This is a genomic window from Micromonospora noduli (assembly GCF_003264475.1).
GTDB classification, from domain to species: domain Bacteria; phylum Actinomycetota; class Actinomycetes; order Mycobacteriales; family Micromonosporaceae; genus Micromonospora; species Micromonospora noduli.
Window position 1 is genome coordinate 506,066 of the sequence record NZ_PYAC01000012.1, and the last position, 18,404, is coordinate 524,469.

General features: G+C 73.0%; 12 protein-coding genes. 7 read left to right on the top strand and 5 right to left on the bottom strand.

Annotation, left to right across the window (positions count from 1 at the left end; all coding sequences use genetic code 11):
* Window positions 1-79: 79 nt before the first annotated feature.
* The 4 genes from gatC (at window position 80) to MED15_RS17100 (ending at window position 5,850) form a co-directional block, all read left to right on the top strand.
* Entirely contained in the window at window positions 80-385 is a 306-nt protein-coding gene (gene gatC / locus MED15_RS17085; protein WP_091393256.1) for an Asp-tRNA(Asn)/Glu-tRNA(Gln) amidotransferase subunit GatC, read from the top strand.
* Window positions 382-1,857, top strand: coding sequence for an Asp-tRNA(Asn)/Glu-tRNA(Gln) amidotransferase subunit GatA (gene gatA / locus MED15_RS17090; protein ID WP_112736182.1), 1,476 nt, complete (start codon window positions 382-384; stop codon window positions 1,855-1,857). The genes gatC and gatA overlap by 4 nt, the downstream gene beginning before the upstream one ends.
* Window positions 1,858-1,870: 13 nt before the next feature.
* Window positions 1,871-3,370 carry an Asp-tRNA(Asn)/Glu-tRNA(Gln) amidotransferase subunit GatB gene (gene gatB / locus MED15_RS17095; protein WP_112698910.1) on the top strand — a complete coding sequence of 500 codons (1,500 nt, stop codon included), beginning with the start codon at window positions 1,871-1,873 and terminating at the stop codon, window positions 3,368-3,370.
* A 122-nt stretch (window positions 3,371-3,492) separates the two neighbouring features.
* Window positions 3,493-5,850: a transketolase-like TK C-terminal-containing protein gene (locus MED15_RS17100; protein WP_112725590.1), complete on the top strand. Its 2,358-nt coding sequence runs from the start codon at window positions 3,493-3,495 to the stop codon at window positions 5,848-5,850.
* Window positions 5,851-5,899: 49 nt separating this feature from the next.
* Here MED15_RS17100 and MED15_RS17105 read toward each other — a convergent pair whose 3' ends face one another.
* From MED15_RS17105 to MED15_RS17115, 3 genes are all read right to left on the bottom strand, one after another.
* Window positions 5,900-7,507 (bottom strand): metallophosphoesterase, encoded by a 1,608-nt coding sequence (locus tag MED15_RS17105; protein ID WP_112731859.1) that lies wholly within the window; start codon window positions 7,505-7,507, stop codon window positions 5,900-5,902.
* Between the two features lie 60 nt (window positions 7,508-7,567).
* Window positions 7,568-8,740 carry a PQQ-dependent sugar dehydrogenase gene (locus MED15_RS17110; protein WP_112582486.1) on the bottom strand — a complete coding sequence of 391 codons (1,173 nt, stop codon included), beginning with the start codon at window positions 8,738-8,740 and terminating at the stop codon, window positions 7,568-7,570.
* Window positions 8,741-8,833: 93 nt separating this feature from the next.
* The gene (locus tag MED15_RS17115) at window positions 8,834-10,651 is read right to left on the bottom strand and encodes a SpoIIE family protein phosphatase (RefSeq protein ID WP_112736184.1); all 1,818 of its coding nucleotides are present in this window, start codon (window positions 10,649-10,651) and stop codon (window positions 8,834-8,836) included.
* Between the two features lie 184 nt (window positions 10,652-10,835).
* On the opposite strand from MED15_RS17115, the gene MED15_RS17120 reads away from it, so the two are divergent.
* Complete coding sequence (locus tag MED15_RS17120) at window positions 10,836-11,762, top strand: 2-hydroxyacid dehydrogenase (protein WP_112604399.1); 927 nt, start codon at window positions 10,836-10,838, stop codon at window positions 11,760-11,762.
* Here the strand turns inward: MED15_RS17120 and MED15_RS17125 are convergent.
* On the bottom strand, window positions 11,756-12,148 hold the full coding sequence (locus tag MED15_RS17125) for a PH domain-containing protein (protein ID WP_112582076.1): 393 nt from the start codon (window positions 12,146-12,148) through the stop codon (window positions 11,756-11,758). The two genes, MED15_RS17120 and MED15_RS17125, sit on opposite strands and share 7 nt — an antisense overlap.
* Window positions 12,149-12,365: 217 nt before the next feature.
* Between MED15_RS17125 and MED15_RS17130 the strand changes: the two genes are divergently transcribed.
* On the top strand, window positions 12,366-14,732 hold the full coding sequence (locus tag MED15_RS17130; RefSeq protein WP_112725747.1) for a GGDEF domain-containing phosphodiesterase: 2,367 nt from the start codon (window positions 12,366-12,368) through the stop codon (window positions 14,730-14,732).
* Window positions 14,733-14,738: 6 nt separating this feature from the next.
* Here the strand turns inward: MED15_RS17130 and MED15_RS17135 are convergent, their stop codons facing one another.
* Window positions 14,739-15,758, bottom strand: a complete 1,020-nt coding sequence (locus MED15_RS17135; protein WP_112725588.1) for a LacI family DNA-binding transcriptional regulator — start codon at window positions 15,756-15,758, stop codon at window positions 14,739-14,741.
* Window positions 15,759-15,871: 113 nt separating this feature from the next.
* Between MED15_RS17135 and MED15_RS17140 the strand changes: the two genes are divergently transcribed.
* Complete coding sequence (locus tag MED15_RS17140; RefSeq protein WP_112736186.1) at window positions 15,872-18,313, top strand: glycoside hydrolase family 2 protein; 2,442 nt, start codon at window positions 15,872-15,874, stop codon at window positions 18,311-18,313.
* Window positions 18,314-18,404 lie beyond the last annotated feature (91 nt).

The following is an 18,404-nucleotide window of genomic DNA, read 5'->3' on the forward strand; positions in this document are numbered from 1 at the left end:
CCGGTCACCGCGTGTCACGCTCCACCTGTCGCGCGGCCGGCACACCGCCCGACCAGCAGGAATTCAGAAGGGGGCACGGATGGCCGCCATCTCCCGCGAGGAGGTCGCGCACCTGGCGCGCCTGTCGCGGCTCGCCGTCACCGAGGAGGAGCTGGACACGTTCGCCGGCCAGCTCGACGTGATCCTCCAGGCGGTCGCCCAGGTCGGCGAGGTCGCCGCCGCGGACATCCCGCCGACCTCGCACTCGGTGCCGCTGACCAACATCTTCCGCGAGGACGTCGTCACGCCGTGCCTGACCCCGGAGGAAGCGCTGTCGGGCGCGCCCGACGCCGAGGACCAGCGGTTCCGCGTACCGCGGATCCTGACCGAGGATGTGGCCTCATGAGCGATCTGATCAAGATGACCGCGACGGAGATCGCGGCCCTGGTCGCCGGGGGCGAGACCTCCGCCGTCGAGGTGACCCAGGCGCACCTGGATCGGATCGCCGCTGTCGACGACCGGGTGCACGCCTTCCTGCACGTCGACACCGAGGGCGCGCTCGCCGCGGCCCGCGCGGTGGACGAGCGCCGGGCCGCCGGCGAGGAGCTGGGCCCGCTCGCCGGTGTGCCGGTCGCGGTCAAGGACGTGCTCGCCACCCGGGGCGTACCGACCACCGTGGGGTCGAAGATCCTGGAGGGCTGGCGCCCGCCGTACGACGCGACGATCGTGCAGCGGCTGCGGGAGGCCGGCACGGTGATGCTCGGCAAGACCAACATGGACGAGTTCGCGATGGGCTCCTCCACCGAATACTCGGCGTACGGCCCGACGCACAACCCGTGGGACCTGAGCCGGATCCCGGGTGGTTCGGGTGGTGGCAGCGCCGCCGCGCTGGCCGCGTACGAGGCGCCGCTGGCGATCGGCTCGGACACCGGTGGCTCGATCCGCCAGCCCGGCGCGGTCACCGGCACCGTGGGCGCCAAGCCCACCTACGGCGGCACCTCCCGTTACGGGCTGGTGGCCTTCTCCTCGTCGCTCGACACCCCCGGCCCGTGTGCCCGTACGGTGCTCGACGCGGCAGTGCTGCACCAGGTGATCGGCGGGCACGACCCGCGCGACTCCACCTCGATCCCGCAGCCGGTGCCGGACGTGGTGGCGGCGGCGAAGCTCGGCGCTACCGGCGACCTGACCGGTGTGCGGCTCGGCATCGTGACCGAGTTCGTGGGCGAGGGCGCCGAGCCGGGCGTGATGGCCGCGTTCCGTGAGTCGGTGGACGCGCTGACCAAGATGGGTGCCGAGGTCGTCGAGGTGTCCTGCCCGACGTTCGCGTACGCCCTGCCGGCGTACTACCTGATCGCCCCGAGCGAGTGCTCCTCCAACCTGGCCCGGTTCGACGGCGTCCGGTTCGGCCTGCGGGTCGGCGACGACGGCAACCGGTCGCTGGAGGAGGTCATGTCGCTGACCCGGGAGGCCGGCTTCGGCCCGGAGGTCAAGCGCCGCATCATGATCGGCACGTACGCGCTGTCGTCGGGTTACTACGACGCGTACTACGGGCAGGCGCAGAAGGTCCGGACGTTGATCACCCGGGACTTCACCGCCGCGTTCGAGCGGGTCGACGCGCTGATCTCGCCGACCACCCCGTCGGTGGCGTTCCCGATGGGTGCGCGGACCGCCGACCCGTACCAGATGTACCTGGCCGACCTCTACACGATCCCGACGAACCTGTACGGCGGGCCGGGCATCTCGGTGCCCTGTGGGCTCTCCGAGGGGCTGCCGGTCGGTCTGCAGGTGATGGCCCCGACGATGGCCGACGACCGGATGTACCGGGTCGCCGCCGCGTTGGAGTCCGCCGTCGGCACGTTCACCCCACCGGCGCTGTGAGGCAGGAGCCACGATGACGACGACACTGCCCGCGTACGACGAGGTCGTTGCGCGCTACGAACCGGTGATCGGCCTGGAGACCCACGTCGAGCTGGGCACGAACACCAAGATGTTCTGCGGTTGCCCGACCGACTTCGGCGGCGAGCCGAACACCCGGGTCTGCCCGGTGTGCCTGGGTCTGCCCGGTTCGCTGCCGGTGGCCAACAAGGCGGCCATCGAGGCGATCATCCGGATCGGCCTGGCGTTGAACTGCTCGATCGCCGAGTGGTGCCGGTTCGCCCGGAAGAACTACTTCTACCCGGACATGCCGAAGAACTTCCAGATCAGCCAGTACGACGAGCCGATCTGCGTCGACGGCTTCCTGGACGTCGAGGTGGGCGGCGAGACGGTACGGATCGAGATCGAGCGGGTGCACCTCGAGGAGGACACCGGCAAGACGCTGCACGTCGGTGGCGCCACCGGCCGCATCCACGGCGCGACGGAGTCGCTGGTCGACTACAACCGGGCCGGCATCCCGCTGGTCGAGATCGTCACCAAGCCGATCACGGGCACCGGTGCGCTCGCCCCCGACGTGGCCAAGGCGTACGTCGCCGAGCTGCGTGACGTGATCCGCACCCTCGGCGTCTCCGACGTGCGGATGGAGGAGGGTTCGCTGCGCTGTGACGTGAACACCTCGCTCAACCTGCCGGGCGCGGAGTGGGGCACCCGTACCGAGACCAAGAACGTCAACTCGCTACGGTCGGTGGAGCGGGCGGTCCGCTCGGAGATGCTGCGGCAGGCGTCGGTGCTCGACGCGGGCGGCCGGATCACCCAGGAGACGCGCCACTTCCACGAGGACACCGGTGACACCACCCCGGGACGTTCGAAGGAGACGGCCACCGACTACCGGTACTTCCCCGAGCCGGATCTGGTGCCGATCGCCCCGGACCCGGCCTGGGTCGCCGAGCTGAAGGCCGCCCTGCCGGAGCTGCCCCGGGTGCACCGGCGTCGGCTCCAGGAGCAGTGGGGCCTGTCCGACCTGGACATGCAGTCGGTGCTGAACGCCGGCGCGGTCGAGCTGATCGAGGCCACCGTGGCCGCCGGCACCACTCCGGCCGCGGCTCGCAAGTGGTGGCTGGGTGAGCTGTCCCGCCGGGCCAACGAGAGTGGCGTGGAGCTGGCCGAGATCGGTGCCACCCCCGCCCAGGTCGCCGAGCTTCAGGGGCTTGTCGACGCCGGCAAGCTCAACGACAAGATGGCCCGCACGGTGCTGGAGGGCGTGGTCGACGGTGAGGGCTCGCCCACCGAGATCATGACCAACCGGGGCCTGGAGGTCGTGTCGGACACCGGCGCGCTCACCGCCGCCGTGGACGAGGCGATCGCCGCGAACCCCGGCATCGCCGACAAGATCCGCAGCGGCAAGGTCGCGGCGGTCGGCGCGCTGGTCGGCGCGGTCATGAAGACCACCCGTGGTCAGGCCGACGCGAAGACCCTGCGTGAGCTGATCCTGGAGCGCCTCGGCGTCCAGGGCTGAGACCCACCCGGAGCAGGCCGCCGCCGCGACCCGGCGGCGGCCTTCCGCCACCCCCTGTCGACTACGCGGCCACCCCGCACCCCTCGCGAGGGCGTCAACGGCGACGCCTGGATGGAGCCACAGTGACCGAGCACGACCTCGATGTCCTCGACGAGATCCAGCGGCGGGTGCTGTGGCTCGCCACCCGGATCGTGGACGCCGCCAACCATGACCGGGCCACCGGCGACGGTGTGAAGGTCGGCGGTCACCAGGCGTCCAGCGCCTCCCTGGTCACGGCGATGACCGCGCTCTGGTTCGCGCACCTGGACGCCGAGGACCGGGTCGCCGTGAAGCCGCACGCGTCGCCGGTGTTCCACGCCATCCAGTACCTGCTCGGCAACCTGGACCGTTCCTACCTGCCCCGGCTGCGGGCCCGTGGCGGCCTCCAGTCGTACCCGTCGCGCACCAAGGACCCGGACGATGTGGACTTCTCCACCGGCTCGGTTGGCCTGGGCGCGGCGGCGCCGCTCTTCGCCGCCGCCACCCGGCGGTACGTCGACGCGCACTTCGGGGCCCGCCCGCACTCCCGGTTCGTGGCGTTGATCGGCGACGCCGAGCTGGACGAGGGCAACATCTGGGAGGCGGTGGCCGACCCGGCGACCACCGGGCTGGGCAACGTCATGTGGCTCGTCGACTTCAACCGCCAGTCGCTGGACCGGGTGGTCCCCGGCATCCGGATCAACCAGTGGCGGGGCCAGTTCGAGGCGGCCGGCTGGCACGTCGTGGAGGTCAAGTACGGCCGCCGGCTCGCGGAGGCGTACGCCCGGCCGGGCGGGGAGGCGCTGCGCGACTGGATCGATGCGATGCCGAACGAGCAGTACCAGTCGCTGTTCGGGCTGGTCGGGCCGGTGCTGCGCAAGCAGTTCCTGGACGGCGCTCCGGCCGGCATCGCCGAGCTGATCGCCGACGTCTCCGACGAGGAGCTCGGCCCGCTCGTCACCGACCTGGGCGGGCACGACCTTCAGGCGATGCTGGACGCGTACGCCCAGTGCGACGCGGTCACGGACCGGCCCAGCGTCGTCTTCGCGTACACAGTGAAGGGTTGGGGGTTGCCCATCGCCGGCAATCCGCGCAACCATTCCGCGCTGCTCAGCTCGGAGCAGGTCGACACGCTGCGCGCCGCGCAGGGGTTGACCGCCGAGACCGAGTGGGACCGCCTCGACCCGGCGTCACCCGCCGGGATCCAGGCCGGCGCCCGCCGGGAGGCGCTGTCCCGCGCGCCACGCGAGCGTGCGCTGGGGGTCACCGTCCCGGAAAGCACAGGAGTACGCGCCAACAAGCCGATCTCCACGCAGGAGGTCTTCGGTCGGGTGCTGGTGGACCTGGCGCGGGACCGGGAGGTGGGCCGCTACCTGGTCACCACCGCCCCGGACGTGGCCACCTCCACCAACCTCGCCGGGTTCATCAACAAGACCGGCGTCTTCGCCCCCACCGAGCAGCGGTCCTGGACCGAGGACCGGATGCTGCGCTGGACGGAGAGCCCCGCTGGGCAGCACATCGAGCTGGGCATCTCGGAGATGAACCTGTTCCTGCTGCTCGGCCAGCTCGGGCTGTCCTGGGATCTGTCCGGGCAGCCGCTGCTGCCGGTGGGCACCGTCTACGACCCGTTCGTGCTGCGCGGCCTCGACGCGTTCCTGTACGGCACCTACTCCGGCTCCCGGTTCGTGGTGGCCGGCACCCCGTCCGGCATCACCCTCGCCCCGGAGGGCGGCGCCCACCAGTCCACGATCACCGCCTCGGTCGGCCTGGAGTTGCCCGGGGTGACCTTCATCGAGCCGGCGTACGCGGCCACCCTCGACTGGCTGCTCTGCGACGCGCTCGGTCAGATCGCCGGCGGGTCGGCCCCGGCCGCGACCGCCGCACCCGCCGAGGACGGCGCGTACTACTTCCGGTTGAGCACCCGACCGCTGGACCAGGCGCCGTTCGAGGCGGCCCGGGCGCGGCTCGGCGACGCGGTGCTGCGCCGGCAGGTCGTCGCCGGGGCGTACCGGCTGGTCGACGCGCACCAGGCGTACCCGCACCTGGTCGACGCCCCGGTGGTGCAGCTGGCCGCCTCTGGTGCCGTGCTGCCCGAGGTGCTCGCCGCCGCGGCGGAGTTGGCCGACGAGGGCATCGCCGCGCACGTGGTCGACGTGACCTCGCTGGACCGGCTCTACCGGGCCTGGCAGCGCACCCTTCGCCAGGGCGTACGGACGGCCACGGTGCCCAGCGTGCCGGGCGCGCTGCGGTCCGCGTTCGCCGATCGGGTGCCGGTGGTGACAGTGCACGACGCCGCGTCGCACGCGATGGCCTGGCTCGGTTCGGCGGTCGGCGCACCGGCGGTGCCGCTCGGCGTGGACGAGTTCGGCCAGTCCGGCAGCGTCGCCGAGCTGTACGAACTGCACGACCTGCTGCCCGGCAGCATCGTCAACGCCGCCCTGGCCGCCATCGCGCTGCGCTGACCCGTCGCCCGCCCGCCGGTCCGCCGGGCTGGCGGGCGTCGACGTCGGCTCAGCCAGTGGGCGTGGGCGTGGGCGTGGCGGGGACGCCGCCGCTCGGCGTGGGCGTGGGTGTGGCGGGGACGCCGGCGGCCGGGTTCTCCACCAGGCGTCGTTCCAGGTTGACCTGGGCCTGCCCGGTACCGCCGACGGTGATTGTGTCGTACGCCTGGAGCATCTTCTGCTGGTCGAAGTAGAGCACGCTCATCGACAGCGGGGTGGGCTTCTCACCCTCCAGGCCGCGCAGCCCGGCGCCGCCGGTGGAGCCCTCCACCATCAGCGTGGTGCGCTGCTGCCCGGGCGCCTGCGGCAGCTCGGAGACCTGCCGGGAGTGGGTGTGCCCGGCCAGCACCAGCGGGCAGGTGCCGGCGAGCGGCCCAGCCGACGCCGGGTCGTGCACGAGCGCGATGTTGACCGGTCGCGGTGAGCTGCGGACCGTCGCGGCGAGCTGGTTGCCGGCCCCGATCACCTGGTCGGCCACCTGCTGGGTCAACCCGCTGCCGGCCGGAGAGGTGTTCTTGTCCGGGGTGAAGCGCGGGTCGCCGATGCCGGCGATGGTCAGCCCGGCGACCGTCGTGGTCGTGTTGTTCAACACGATCGCGTTCGGCTGACGGGCCACCGCGGCGGCGGTCTTGCCGGAGTCGTGGTTGCCCCTGATGAAGACGTACGGCTTCTTCAGCAGGCCGATCGAGGCGACGAAGGAGGCTTCCGGTTCGCTGCCCCAGTCGGTGATGTCCCCGGTGTCGATGACCACGTCGATGCCGAACTGCTCCACGACCGTCCGGATCAGCTGCCAGCCGGTCGGGTTGAGGTGCATGTCGGAGACGTGCAGCACCCGGGTGGTGCCCGGGGTCGGCTCCAACAGCGGAAGCGCCGAGACGGTGGTGTAGAGCTGGCTGACGTTGCCGACCAGGCGCTGCAACTGCTCCGCGTACTTGGTGTAGTCGTTGGCGATCCGGCGGGCGTCACCGACGATGGCCGGCGCGTTGACCAGCAGCCCCTCGTAGCGCGGTTCCTCGATGGCCTGCGGACGAAGGGTCGCCGCCGCCGTGCCGAGGCTGCTGGCGGTGACCAGCAGCGCCAGCCCACCCGCCCAGGCGGTGCGCCGGACGTCGCGGAAGATCAGCCCGGCCAGGATCAACGTGACAAGCACCGACGCGCCGAGGGTACGCAGGCCGAGGCGCATCACCCCGGACCGGACGTCCTCCACGGCGCTCTGGCTGGCCCGGCTGATGCTGGCCGGATCATCGATCAGCGCCTCGGTGCGCCCCTGGTCGAGGGCGCCCAGCCGGACGGTGAGATGCGTCGGCCCGTCGTGGCTGTCGAGCAGCAGCGCGCCGAGCGGCGGGATGTCGACGGTGGTGCCGCCGTCCCGGGCGGGGGAGATGCTGAGATTGGCCCGGAACGGGCCGATGTCGGTGCTCACCTGGCCACCGGCCAGCACCCCGAGCACCGCCCCCGCCAGGGCCACGGCGAGGACGGCGACGATCAGCCCGAGGCGGCGCAGCGGGCCGGCCGCGCCGACCCACCAACCCGTCGTCGGGCGCGGCTGATCGTCGCCGGTCACCGGGTCGTCCCGGTCATCGGCGTCGTCGTGCCCATCGTCGCGTTGCCCGTCCATGCTGAAAGTCTGACCTGCCCGTCGGAAGATCTTGGCAAACCTGAACGGATGGTGACGCAATCAGCTGCGTCCGCCGTCACCACCCGCGAAGACCACCCGCAGGAGCCGGTCATCGTCGCCCGCAGGGTCGCCCCGGCCGTCGTGGTTGGAGGTGCTGACCCAGAGCGACCCGTCCGGTGCCGCGGCCACCGCACGCAGCCGACCGTAGCGGTTGGTGAGCAGCTCACTGGGCTGACCGAGCAGGGTGCCGGTGTCGGTCAGCTCCATCACCCAGAGGCGCTTGCCGCGCAGACAGCCGGTGACCAGCAGCCGGTCCGTGGCGGCCAGACCGGAGCAGGACGCGTCCGACGTCGCCCACTGCGCGATCGGGTCGGTGAACCGCTTGTCGCCGGCCTGGCCCTCGACCTCCGGCCACCCGTAGTTGCCGCCCTTGGTGATCTGGTTGATCTCGTCCCAGGTGTTCTGGCCGAACTCGACGGCGTACATCCGCTTCGCGGCGTCCCAGGCGAGACCCTGGACGTTGCGGTGCCCCAGGGACCACACCGGGGAGTTGGGGTACGGATTGCCTGCGGCGGGCTTGCCGTCCGGGGTGATCCGGAGGATCTTGCCGCCGAGGCTCTTCACGTCCTGGGAGAGAGGGCGCTGACCGGCGTCGCCTGTGCTGACGTAGAGCTGCTTGTCCGGGCCGAAGCCCAGCCCACCACCGTTGTGCACATTGGCTTTGGGGATGCCGGTGAGGATCGGGGTGGGCTGCCCGCCGAGTTGCAGCCGGGCGACCCGGTTGTCCCGCTCGGCGGTGTAGTAGACGAACACCGTCCGGTCCCGGGCGTAGTCGGGGGAGACGGCGATGCCGAGCAGGCCACCCTCGCCCGCCGCCGCCACGTCGGGGATCGTCTGCACCGGGCGGACCCGCAGCCCGTCCGGCCCGGACTCGGGCCCGACCTGGAGGATCCGGCCGTTGTCCCGCTCGGTGACCAACGCACCGCCGTCCGGCAGGAAGGCGATCGCCCACGGCACCCGCAGACCCTTGGCGAGCACTGTCGCCACCGCCTGCTGGCCGGCGCCGCCGGGGCTCGCCGACGCGGACGGGGTCGGCAGGTTGGGCGGTTCGCCGGCCGGGTCGGGCTCCGGCTCGCCGAAGCTGCAACCGGCGGTCAACAGCAGCGCCGCGCAGGACGCCGCGAGGGCCACCCGGAGGCGGTGGATGCGAGGGTACGGGGGACGGGCGTTCACCCGGCCCAGGGTAGCCCGCCGCGCGACCCGGCCGGGCCCGTCGAGATGCAACGGGTGCCGATGGACCCGCCCGGATGATCGCCAGTGGACCACTCACCGAGCCCGTACGGCCAGCAGCGCGGTGTCGTCCTCCCGGTGTCGGATCGAGGCGAGCAGCAGGTCGCACAGGTCGTCGAGGGGCAGCGTGTCGGTGCCGGTCAGCCGACCCACCAGCTCGGTTAACCCCTCGTCGATGGAGCGGTCCCGTCGTTCGATCAGCCCATCGGTGTAGAGCAGCAGGGTGTCGCCGGTGGCCAGGATGGTCGACTGGCTGCTCCGGGGCGACGGGCGGGCCAGGCCGAGCAGCGGCTCCGGCGTCGCCTCCAGGGCCTCCACCGCCCCGCCGACCCGGACCACCAGGGCCGGCGGGTGCCCGGCGTTGGACCAGGTCACCTGGTGCACACCGGCGCGCTGTGGACAGATCCGTACCAGCGTCGCGGTGGCGGCGATCGGCAGCCGCAGGCCACGGATGGCGCCGTCCAGGTTGCTCATCAGTGACCCGACCGCGTCCGGCCGGCCGAAGGCGTTGCCCCGCACCAGGTTGCGCAGCTGGCCCATGGTCGCCGCCGCCTCGATGTCGTGCCCGGCCACGTCTCCGATCGCAGCGATCAGGTCGCCGTCGGGCTGCACGAAGGCGTCGTACCAGTCACCGCCCACCTCGACCCGGTCGGCCGCCGGCTGGTAGCGGGCCGCCAACTCCAGCTCCGCCACCACCGGCAGCCGGGGCAGCATGCTGTGTTGCAGGACCTCTGCCACGTGCCGTTGCTCGCCGTACATCGAGCTGTTGCCGACGGCCTGGCCGGCCCGACGGCCGATGTCGACAGCGGTGAGCAGGTCCCGGTCGTCGAACTGCTGACGTTGGCCGCCGTTGACGAGGGTGATCGCCCCCAGCACCGTGCCGCCGACGCCCCGCACCGGCACGCTCAGGTAGGAGGCGATGCCCAGCCGGGCGGCGATCGTCGCCATCTCCGGGTGCGTGGTGCCCCTCGTCACGTCGGCCAGGGACGCCACGCTGCCGAGCCGGGGCTGGCCGGTCCGCAGGACCGCCCGGACCATCGACTCCGGGCTCAGCCCGGTGCGCAGCAGATCGCCGAAGCGGTCGACGTCCGCCGCGCGGGCCGGGTCCCGGTGCACCGAGACCACCTCGCGGGGCAGGCCGGTCGGCCCGATCAGGGTGAGCAGGCACCAGTCGGCGAGCAGCGGCACCATGGTGGCGGCGAGCCGACGCAGCGCGGTGCCCACGTCCAGGGTGCCGGCCAGCGTCTCACTCACCCCGGCCAGCAGTTCCAGCCGCCCGTGAGCCTGCACCACCCGCCGCCGGGCCTCCTGCGCGCCGTCGAGCGCGATCCGCAGCCGCAGCTCCGACGAGCAGGCGGCGGCCAGGTCGGCCAGGGTCCGCAGCTGCGCGGCCGTCCAGGCGCGGGGCTTGCTGTCGATGGCGCAGAGCGAACCGAGCACCCGGCCGGAGAGGTCGGTCAGCGGCATCCCGGCGTACGCGACCACGCCGAGGTCGTCGATGGCCAGGTTGTCCCGGACGCGGGGGTAGAGCCGGGCGTCCGGCAGCACCATCGGCACCTCGATGTCCACCACGTGCTGACAGAACGAGTGGCTCAGCGGGGTCTGCCGACGCTCCGACCAGGGCTCCGGCAACCCGACCGCGCCGGGGAAGAACTGCCGGTCGGCGGAGACCAGGGAGACCAGCGCGACCGGCACGTCCAGCAGGTCACTGACCAGCCGGGCGAACCGGTCCAACGCCTCGTCCGGGGCGGCGTCGAGCCCGGTGTCGGCGAGCGCGCGCAGCCGCTCCGGGTCGCCGAGCACCGAAGGTGGCGCGATGGGACGCCGGGGCGAGGCGGGGGAGCCGTCGGTCATCGTGCACCTGTCTGCCGGGCGGAGGCGGACGGCCCTCCGACCCTTCCTTATACCTCGCGCGGGTCCGGGTTGAACCTCGGTGTGCTGAGTCTCGCCCGCCCCGGCTCCACGCGCCATCCCCCGGCACGCCGGTTCACCGCCGTGCCTGCACCGGCAGCGGCGGCGGGGACTATCGTCGGCGGACGTGAAGGTATGGATTCCGCACCAGGCCGGCCTGAACCTCCTGGGTGATCTGCCCGCGGACGTGACAGTGGAGGTCTTCGAGCACACCGACCGGATGCCGTCCGAGGCGGCCGACGTCCGCTTCTGGGTGCCGCCGTTCCTGGGTGGCTCGGACGCGACGGCCGTGCTGCGGGAGCTGCCCGACCTGGCCGTGGTGCAGTTGCTCTCCGCCGGGGCGGACGCCTGGGCCGGCCGGACACCGCCGGCTGTGACGCTCTGCGATGCCCGGGGCGTGCACGACCCGTCCACCGCCGAGTGGGTGGTCACCGCGATCCTCACCCAGCTGCGGGCGTTCCCGGCGTTCGTCCGCGCGCAGGCCGAGCGGCGCTGGACGTTCGCGGAGAACACCCCGACCGACGAGCTGACCGGTAAGCGGGTGCTCATCATCGGCGCCGGCTCGATCGGCGCTGCGGTGCGCGACCGGCTCGCCCCGTTCGACGTCAGCTTCACCCTGGTCGCCAGGACGGCCCGCCCGGAGCAGGGGGTGCACGCCGTCGAGGAGCTACCCCGACTGCTGCCCGACGCGGACGTGGTGGTGGTGCTGGTGCCGCTCACCGACCAGACCCGTGGCCTGATCGACAAGGCGTTCCTGGCCGCGATGCCGGACGGGGCGCTGCTGGTCAACGCCGCCCGGGGCCCGGTGGCGCACACCGAGGCGCTCGTCGCCGAGCTGGGCACCGGTCGGATCTCGGCGGCGTTGGACGTCACCGACCCCGAGCCGCTGCCCGCTGACTCCCCGCTCTGGGTCATGCCGAACGTGCTGCTCACCCCGCACGTCGGCGGGTCGGTGCGCGGGTTGTTGCCACGGGCCTACCGGCTGGTGGGCGATCAGGTCCGCCGGTTCGCCGCCGGGCAACCGCTGATCAACACGGTGGTCGACGGCTACTGACCGGGGGTGTCCGCCGGAGCGTCCGGCAGCGGCTGGCCGGTCGCCGCGACCAGTTGGGGCAGATCCGCCCCACGGACGGCCGGCAGGACAACCTGGCGGCCGTCGTCGAGCCGGGCCACCGCGCGCCCGCGCTGGTCGGTCGTCAGCTCGAGGACCTGGTCCCACCCGATCCGACGCTGCCCGACCAGCGCCCGGATGCGCAGCTCCCGCGCGTCGGCGTCGGTGCCGGCCCGCCAGGCCCACACCGCGACGGCGAGCGGGACGAGCAGCACCGGCAGCAGGTAGTTCCGGGCGTTGGCCAGCGGCAGGGCGCCGACGAAGGCGATGATCGCGGCCACCAGGATGGCTTGGTTGTACCGGAAGCGGACCGTGTCGGGCTTACTCACCCTCCGATGATCCCACTCCGGGTTGTTTCGGCTCGCGGCGGGCGGTGCCGGCAGCGTGCGGTACGCCGTACAGTGACACAGGTCGTTGTCTCACCTGAGTGACCGGCAAGTAACCAATTCGGCCGTCCATCGTTGCCAATCGTGGGTAGCGGACTCGCAACGTCCGATGTCCCGCACCGCCGCACCGCCCCCGTGCCCCCTCACGAAGGCGACCGCCGTGCTCCTCGCGTACCCGTTCCGCGTCCTCGTCCCCCGCCGTGCGGCACCGGAGGCCGCCACGTCCGTGGCGGTGGCGCTGCTCCTCCTTGCCGGTTCCGTCGACCTGGTCCCGCCCTCGGTGGTGATCGCGCTGGCCGCCGGCGCCGGCGCCACGCTCGCCGGGCTGCGACTGTCCCGGCTGGCCTCCCGACGCGGCACCGATCCGACACCGCGTGCGGCGGGGGTGCTACTCGACGCGGCGGTGGTGGCGGCGGGTCTCACCGCCGTCGTGCTGCCCCTGGCCGGCATCGGGCACACCCTCGCCGTGCTGATCGGGTCGCTGGTGGTGGCGGCCCTCTCGACGGCCGGTCTGTACCGGCTCCCCGGCCGGTCGCAGCCGGCGGCCCCGGTCCGGTTGCGGTGGCTGGTCGAGTCGACCGGCCCGGCCCTCGGTCTGGCCCTCGCCGGCTGGTTGCTGCTGCCCTCCGACGGCCTGCCGGTCAGGGTTCGGCTGGTCGCCGCGTTGACGCTCGGCGGGTTGAGCATGGCCGCGTTGAACGCGTTCGCGGGGCCACGTCGGCGCTCGGGTGCGTCGCTCTGCCGGGGCGGCGTCCTGCTCACAGTGGGCGGGCTGGTGCTGCTGGCCACGTTGCCGTCCGCGCCGGCCGACCGGGTGGCCCTGCTGGCCGTACCACCGCTGGTGTTCGGGATGTTGCTCGTCGCGGTCGGCGCGGCGGATGCGGCGGACGACGGGGAGTCGGTGGAGCCGGTGGCTGCGGCCTGGCCCCGGTCGGTGCTCCCCGCGGCGGTGCTGCTGCTGGCATCGGGTCTGCACCTGGGAGCCGGCCGCGCACCGGATCGGACGAGCGTGCTGTTGGCCCTGGCGGCGGTGCCGCCCCTGGTGCTGCGCGAGCTGCTGCGCGCCGGTGACGGGTCCACGTCCGTTCGGCGGGCCGCTCATCGGCGACCGGCCGGCCGTTCGCTGCGGCACCGCCGTGCGGCCCCGGTCCGCTGGCCGGGCACGCCGGAGCCGCCGCCCGAGCGGGCCCTCGGCGTCCCGGAGGGCGCGGCGCCCGCGATGGGTGCCGGCGCGACGTGGTCGCCTGATCACAGTTCCGCGTGGTCGGGGCTCAACCGGCGACCCGCGGCGGCGAGCCCCGGCGACCGGGCCAGCCTGCTGGACGCCCTGGCCGCGATCGGCGACGTTCCGGCGCCGGCCGGCGCGCTGCTGCTGGTGGATTTGCACGGCACCGAGGGGTTCGGCCCGACGGCCCGGGAGGACGTGCTGGCCGAGGCGGTGCACCGCGCTCGCGCGGTCATCGCCCCCGACGATCTGGTCACCGGGTGCACGGGTGCCGGCTTCGCGGTGGTCACCGCCGCCGGGCCGGTGCTGGCGTACGCGCTGGGCACCCGACTGTTGAGCGCGCTCAGTCCGCCCTACCGGCTGGCCGGTGCGATGCTGCGCGTGCAGACGAGCATCGGGTTGGCCGAGGTGAGCGGCGCCGGGCCGGCGGACGTGCTCCGGCAGGCCGAGCTGGCGAGACGACGGGCCGTGCAGCTGGGCCGGGACAGGGTGGAGTGGTACGACGCGTTCCTGGAGGAACAGCTGGTGCGCCGGCTCGACCTGGAGCGCGAGCTGCCCGGTGCGGTGGCGCGCGGCGAGCTGGACCTCGTCTACCAGCCGGTGGTCGACCTGGCCGACGGGCAGCCGGTGGGCGCGGAGGCGCTGCTGCGGTGGCGCAGCCCGGTGCTCGGCACTGTGCTCCCGGCCGAGTTGCTGCCGGTCGCCGAGGACCTGGACCTGGTCGGCGAGTTGGAGTGGTGGGTGCTGGACCGGGCCTGCCGGCAGTTGTCCGACTGGTCGGTGGGTGTCCGGGAGCTGTGGATGGCGGTCAATGTCACCACCCGGGAGCTGACCACTCCCGACTTCGTCCAGCGGCTCGCGGCCGTGCTGGCCGCGTACGGGGTGCCACCGGAGCGGCTGGTGGTGGAGGTGAGCGAGCCGAGGGTCGCCGGTGATCTGTCGACGGTGGTGGCTCGGCTGGCCGGGCTCCGGTCGCTGGGCGTACGCACCGCGTTGGACGACTTCCGGGCCGAGCACGCCTCGCTGGCCCAGCTTCGCCGCCTGCCGATCGACCTGCTCAAGGTGGGCCCGGAGTTGGTGGGCGCACGGCCGGACGGGCAACCGCCGCTGATCGACGTGGTGGTCAACGTGGGCGAGCGGCTGGGCGTCGAGATCGTCGCCGAGGAGTTGGAGTCGTCGACCCAGGTCGAGGGGGCGCGCCGGGGTGGCTGCCGGTACGGGCAGGGGTTCGCGCTGGCCCGGCCGGCGACGGCCGAGCGGGTCGAGGCGTACTTCGAGGAGTTTCCCTCAGCATCTCGCTGAACCGGTTCATCTCACTCGGGGCGGTGCGGTGCTGCCGCGCGGCGTGAGGTGAGGTGTCTCGTCCTGCACCCGCCCGGCCGGTTGCCCGGCGACGACGGCGAGCAGTTGCCGGGCGGCGTGCGCGCCGTACGCCGGGATGTCCCGGCCCAGCGCGGTCAGCGGCGGGTGCACCAGCCGGCACAGCGGCGAGTCGTCCCAGGCCACGATGGACAGATCGCCGGGCACGGTCAGGCCCATCTCCTGGGCGACGGAGAGCCCGGCGATGGCCATCACGTCGTTGTCGTAGATGACCGCTGTGGGCCGGCCAGCCGAACTGAGCAACCGGCGGGTGGCCCGGCCGCCCTCCTCGCCGGTGTAGTCGGACCAGACGGTGACCGCGTCGACCAGGCCGAGCCGCTGGCAGACCGCCGCGAAGGCGTCGGTGCGGATCTCGGTGTGCCGTAGGTCGGGCAGGCCGGCGACCCGCGCGATCCGCCGATGCCCGAGCGCGGCCAGGTACTCCACCGTCTCGGTCAGCGCGGCGGCGTCGTCGGACCAGACACTCGCCAGCTCACCGGTGCCGCCGGGGCCGCCGATCACCACCGCCGGCAGTTGCAGCTGTTCGAGTGCCGGGATGCGACGGTCGTCGGTGCGCAGGTCGCAGACGAGCACCCCGTCCACCCGTCGTTCGCCCCACCAGCGCCGGTAGACCGCGATCTCGGCGTCCGGGTCGGCCACCACCTGGAGGGTCAGCGCGTACGAGCGGGCGGAGAGCTCGGCCTCGACGCCACTGATCAGCGCCATGAAGAACGGCTCGACGCCAAGGGTTCGCGCCGGTCGGCACAGGGCCAGGCCGATCGCCCCAGCGGTGGCGGCCGAGAGGGCACGGGCGGCGCTGCTGCGGCTGAAACCGATCTCCGTGGCGATGGCCAGGATGCGCTGCCGGGTGGCCTCGGAGACGCCGGGCTGCCCGTTCAGCGCGTACGACACGGCGCCCTTGGACACCCCGGCGCGTCGGGCGACGTCGGCGATGGTCGGCCGCTTCACCGGCGTGCTCCTTCGCTCTCTGGCCGTTGACAGCCCGGATTCCGGACCGTACCGTAGCTCAGCTTATCCGGTTCAGTACGGCATCTTTCGATGCGGGAAGGTGCGGTGAAATCGTGAGCCGACAGGCACTCTACGGCGGTTGGACAGTGCGAGCGGCCCCCGGAGCACAGGTGCCCGAGGAGGTCGCCGGCCGGTCCGTACCGGCGACAGTGCCGGGCTGCGTGCACACCGATCTGCTCGACGCCGGGTTGATCCCCGACCCCTACCTCGACGACAACGAGCCGGCGGTGGCCTGGATCGGGCGCACCGACTGGGTCTACCAGTCCACCTTCGTCCACCGGGCGGGCGACGACGAGCGCGTCGACCTGGTCTGCGCCGGCCTGGACACCGTCGCCACGCTCACAGTCAACGGTGTGGAGGTCGGCCGCACCGCGAACATGCACCGCGGCTACCGGTTCGACGTCCGACCGCTGCTGCGCGACGGGGACAACGACCTGGTGGTCACGTTCGACTCCGCGTACCGCTACGCCGAGGCGCAGCAGGAACGGCTCGGCGACCGGCCGAACGCCTACCCGGAGCCGTTCCACTTCATCCGCAAGATGGCCTGCAACTTCGGCTGGGACTGGGGGCCGACACTGGTCACCGCCGGCATCTGGCAGGAGATCAGCCTGCACGCCTGGTCGACCGCCCGACTGGCCACCGTCCGTCCACTGGTCACCATGGACGGTCGCGACGGCCGGGTCGAGGTGCACGTCGAGGTCGAGCGGGTCGCGGACGTCCCGCTGACCGTCCGCGCCGCCGTGGCCGGCGCCCGCGCCGAGGTGGTCGTCCCGGCCGGGCAACGCACGGCCGTGCTGACCCTCACCGTCCGCGAACCCGCGCTGTGGTGGCCCCGGGGGTACGGCGAGCAGGCCCGCCACCCGATCGAGGTGACAGTGCACGCGCCGGACGGCGACACAGTGGACAGCTGGTCGCACCGGATCGGCTTCCGCTCGGTACGGCTGGACACCACACCCGACGAGCACGGCACCCCGTTCGCGTTGTCGGTCAACGACGTCCCGGTCTTCGTCCGCGGGGTCAACTGGATCCCGGACGACGTGTTCCCCACCCGGATCACCCGGGCCTGGCTGGCCGAGCGCTTCGACCAGGCTGTCGCGGCCAACGTCAACCTGCTGCGGGTCTGGGGCGGCGGTCGGTACGAGTCGGCGGACTTCTACGACCTGGCCGACGAGCGCGGTCTCCTCGTCCAGCAGGACTTCCTGTTCGCCTGCGCCGCGTACCCGGAGGAGGAGCCGTTCGGCACCGAGGTGGCCGCCGAGGCCGCCGAGCAGGTGACCCGGCTCGTGCCGTACCCGTCGCTGGTGCTCTGGACCGGCAACAACGAGAACATCTGGGGCTGGCACGACTGGGACTGGCAGCAGGCCCTCGCCGGGCGCACCTGGGGGCGCGGCTACTACCTCGACGTGCTGCCCCGGATCGTCGGCGAGCTGGACCCGACCCGCCCGTACTGGCCGGGCAGCCCCTGGTCGGGCACGGAGTCGATCCACCCCAATGACCCGGCGCACGGCACCACCCACATCTGGGACGTGTGGAACACCGACGACTACACCAGGTACCGGGAGTACGTGCCGCGCTTCGTTGCCGAGTTCGGCTACCAGGCCCCACCGGCGTACGCCACGCTGCGCCGCGCGTTGAGCGACGAACCCCTGGCCCACGACTCACCGGGCATGGCGCATCACCAGAAGGCGGCCGGCGGTGACGCCAAGCTCCAGCGGGGCCTCGACGCGCACCTGCCCGCCCCGGCGGACTTCGACGACTGGCACTACCTGACGCAGCTCAACCAGGCCCGGGCGATCCAGATGGGCGTGGAGCACTTCCGCTCCCACCGGGACGTCTGCGCGGGCACCATCGTGTGGCAGCTCAACGACTGCTGGCCGGTGACCTCCTGGTCGGCAGTCGACGGGGACGGCCGCCGCAAACCCCTGTGGTACGCGCTGCGCCACGCCTACGCCGACCGGCTGCTCACCGTGCAACCCCGCGACGGCGGCCTGGCCCTGGTCGCGGTCAACGAGACAACCGAGGCATGGACCGCGACGGCAGCGGTGACCCGGTTCACCCTCGCCGGGGAGCCGAGGGCGAAGACCTCGGTCGACCTCGACGTCCCGGCGTACTCCTCGGTGGTGCTGGCGCTGCCGACGGACCTGGCACGGTCGGAGGATGCCCGGCGCGAGGTGCTGGTCGCGGAGGCCGGTGGCACCGCGGAGCGCGCCCTGTGGTTCTTCGCCGAGGACCGGGAGGTGGACTGGCCGGCGGCGGCCTGGGACGCGACGGTCGAGCCGGTCGACGGCGGGCAGCGGGTCCGGGTCACGGCCCGCACGGTGCTGCGCGACCTGACGCTCTTCCCGGACCGCCTCGATGCCTCGGCGGAGGTGGACAAAGCCCTGGTCACCCTCCTGCCGGGCGAGTCGGCGACCTTCGCCGTGCGCGCCGACGCCGCGCTGGACCCGTTGGCGCTGACCAGCCGTCCGGTGCTGCGCTGCGTCAACGACATCTGAGCGGGCGGGCCCTTTCGCCACACCCTTGTCGGCGGAGGGGACCTCATTGACGACGTGCGGACCACTGGGCCGACCCGGCCAATGATTGAAG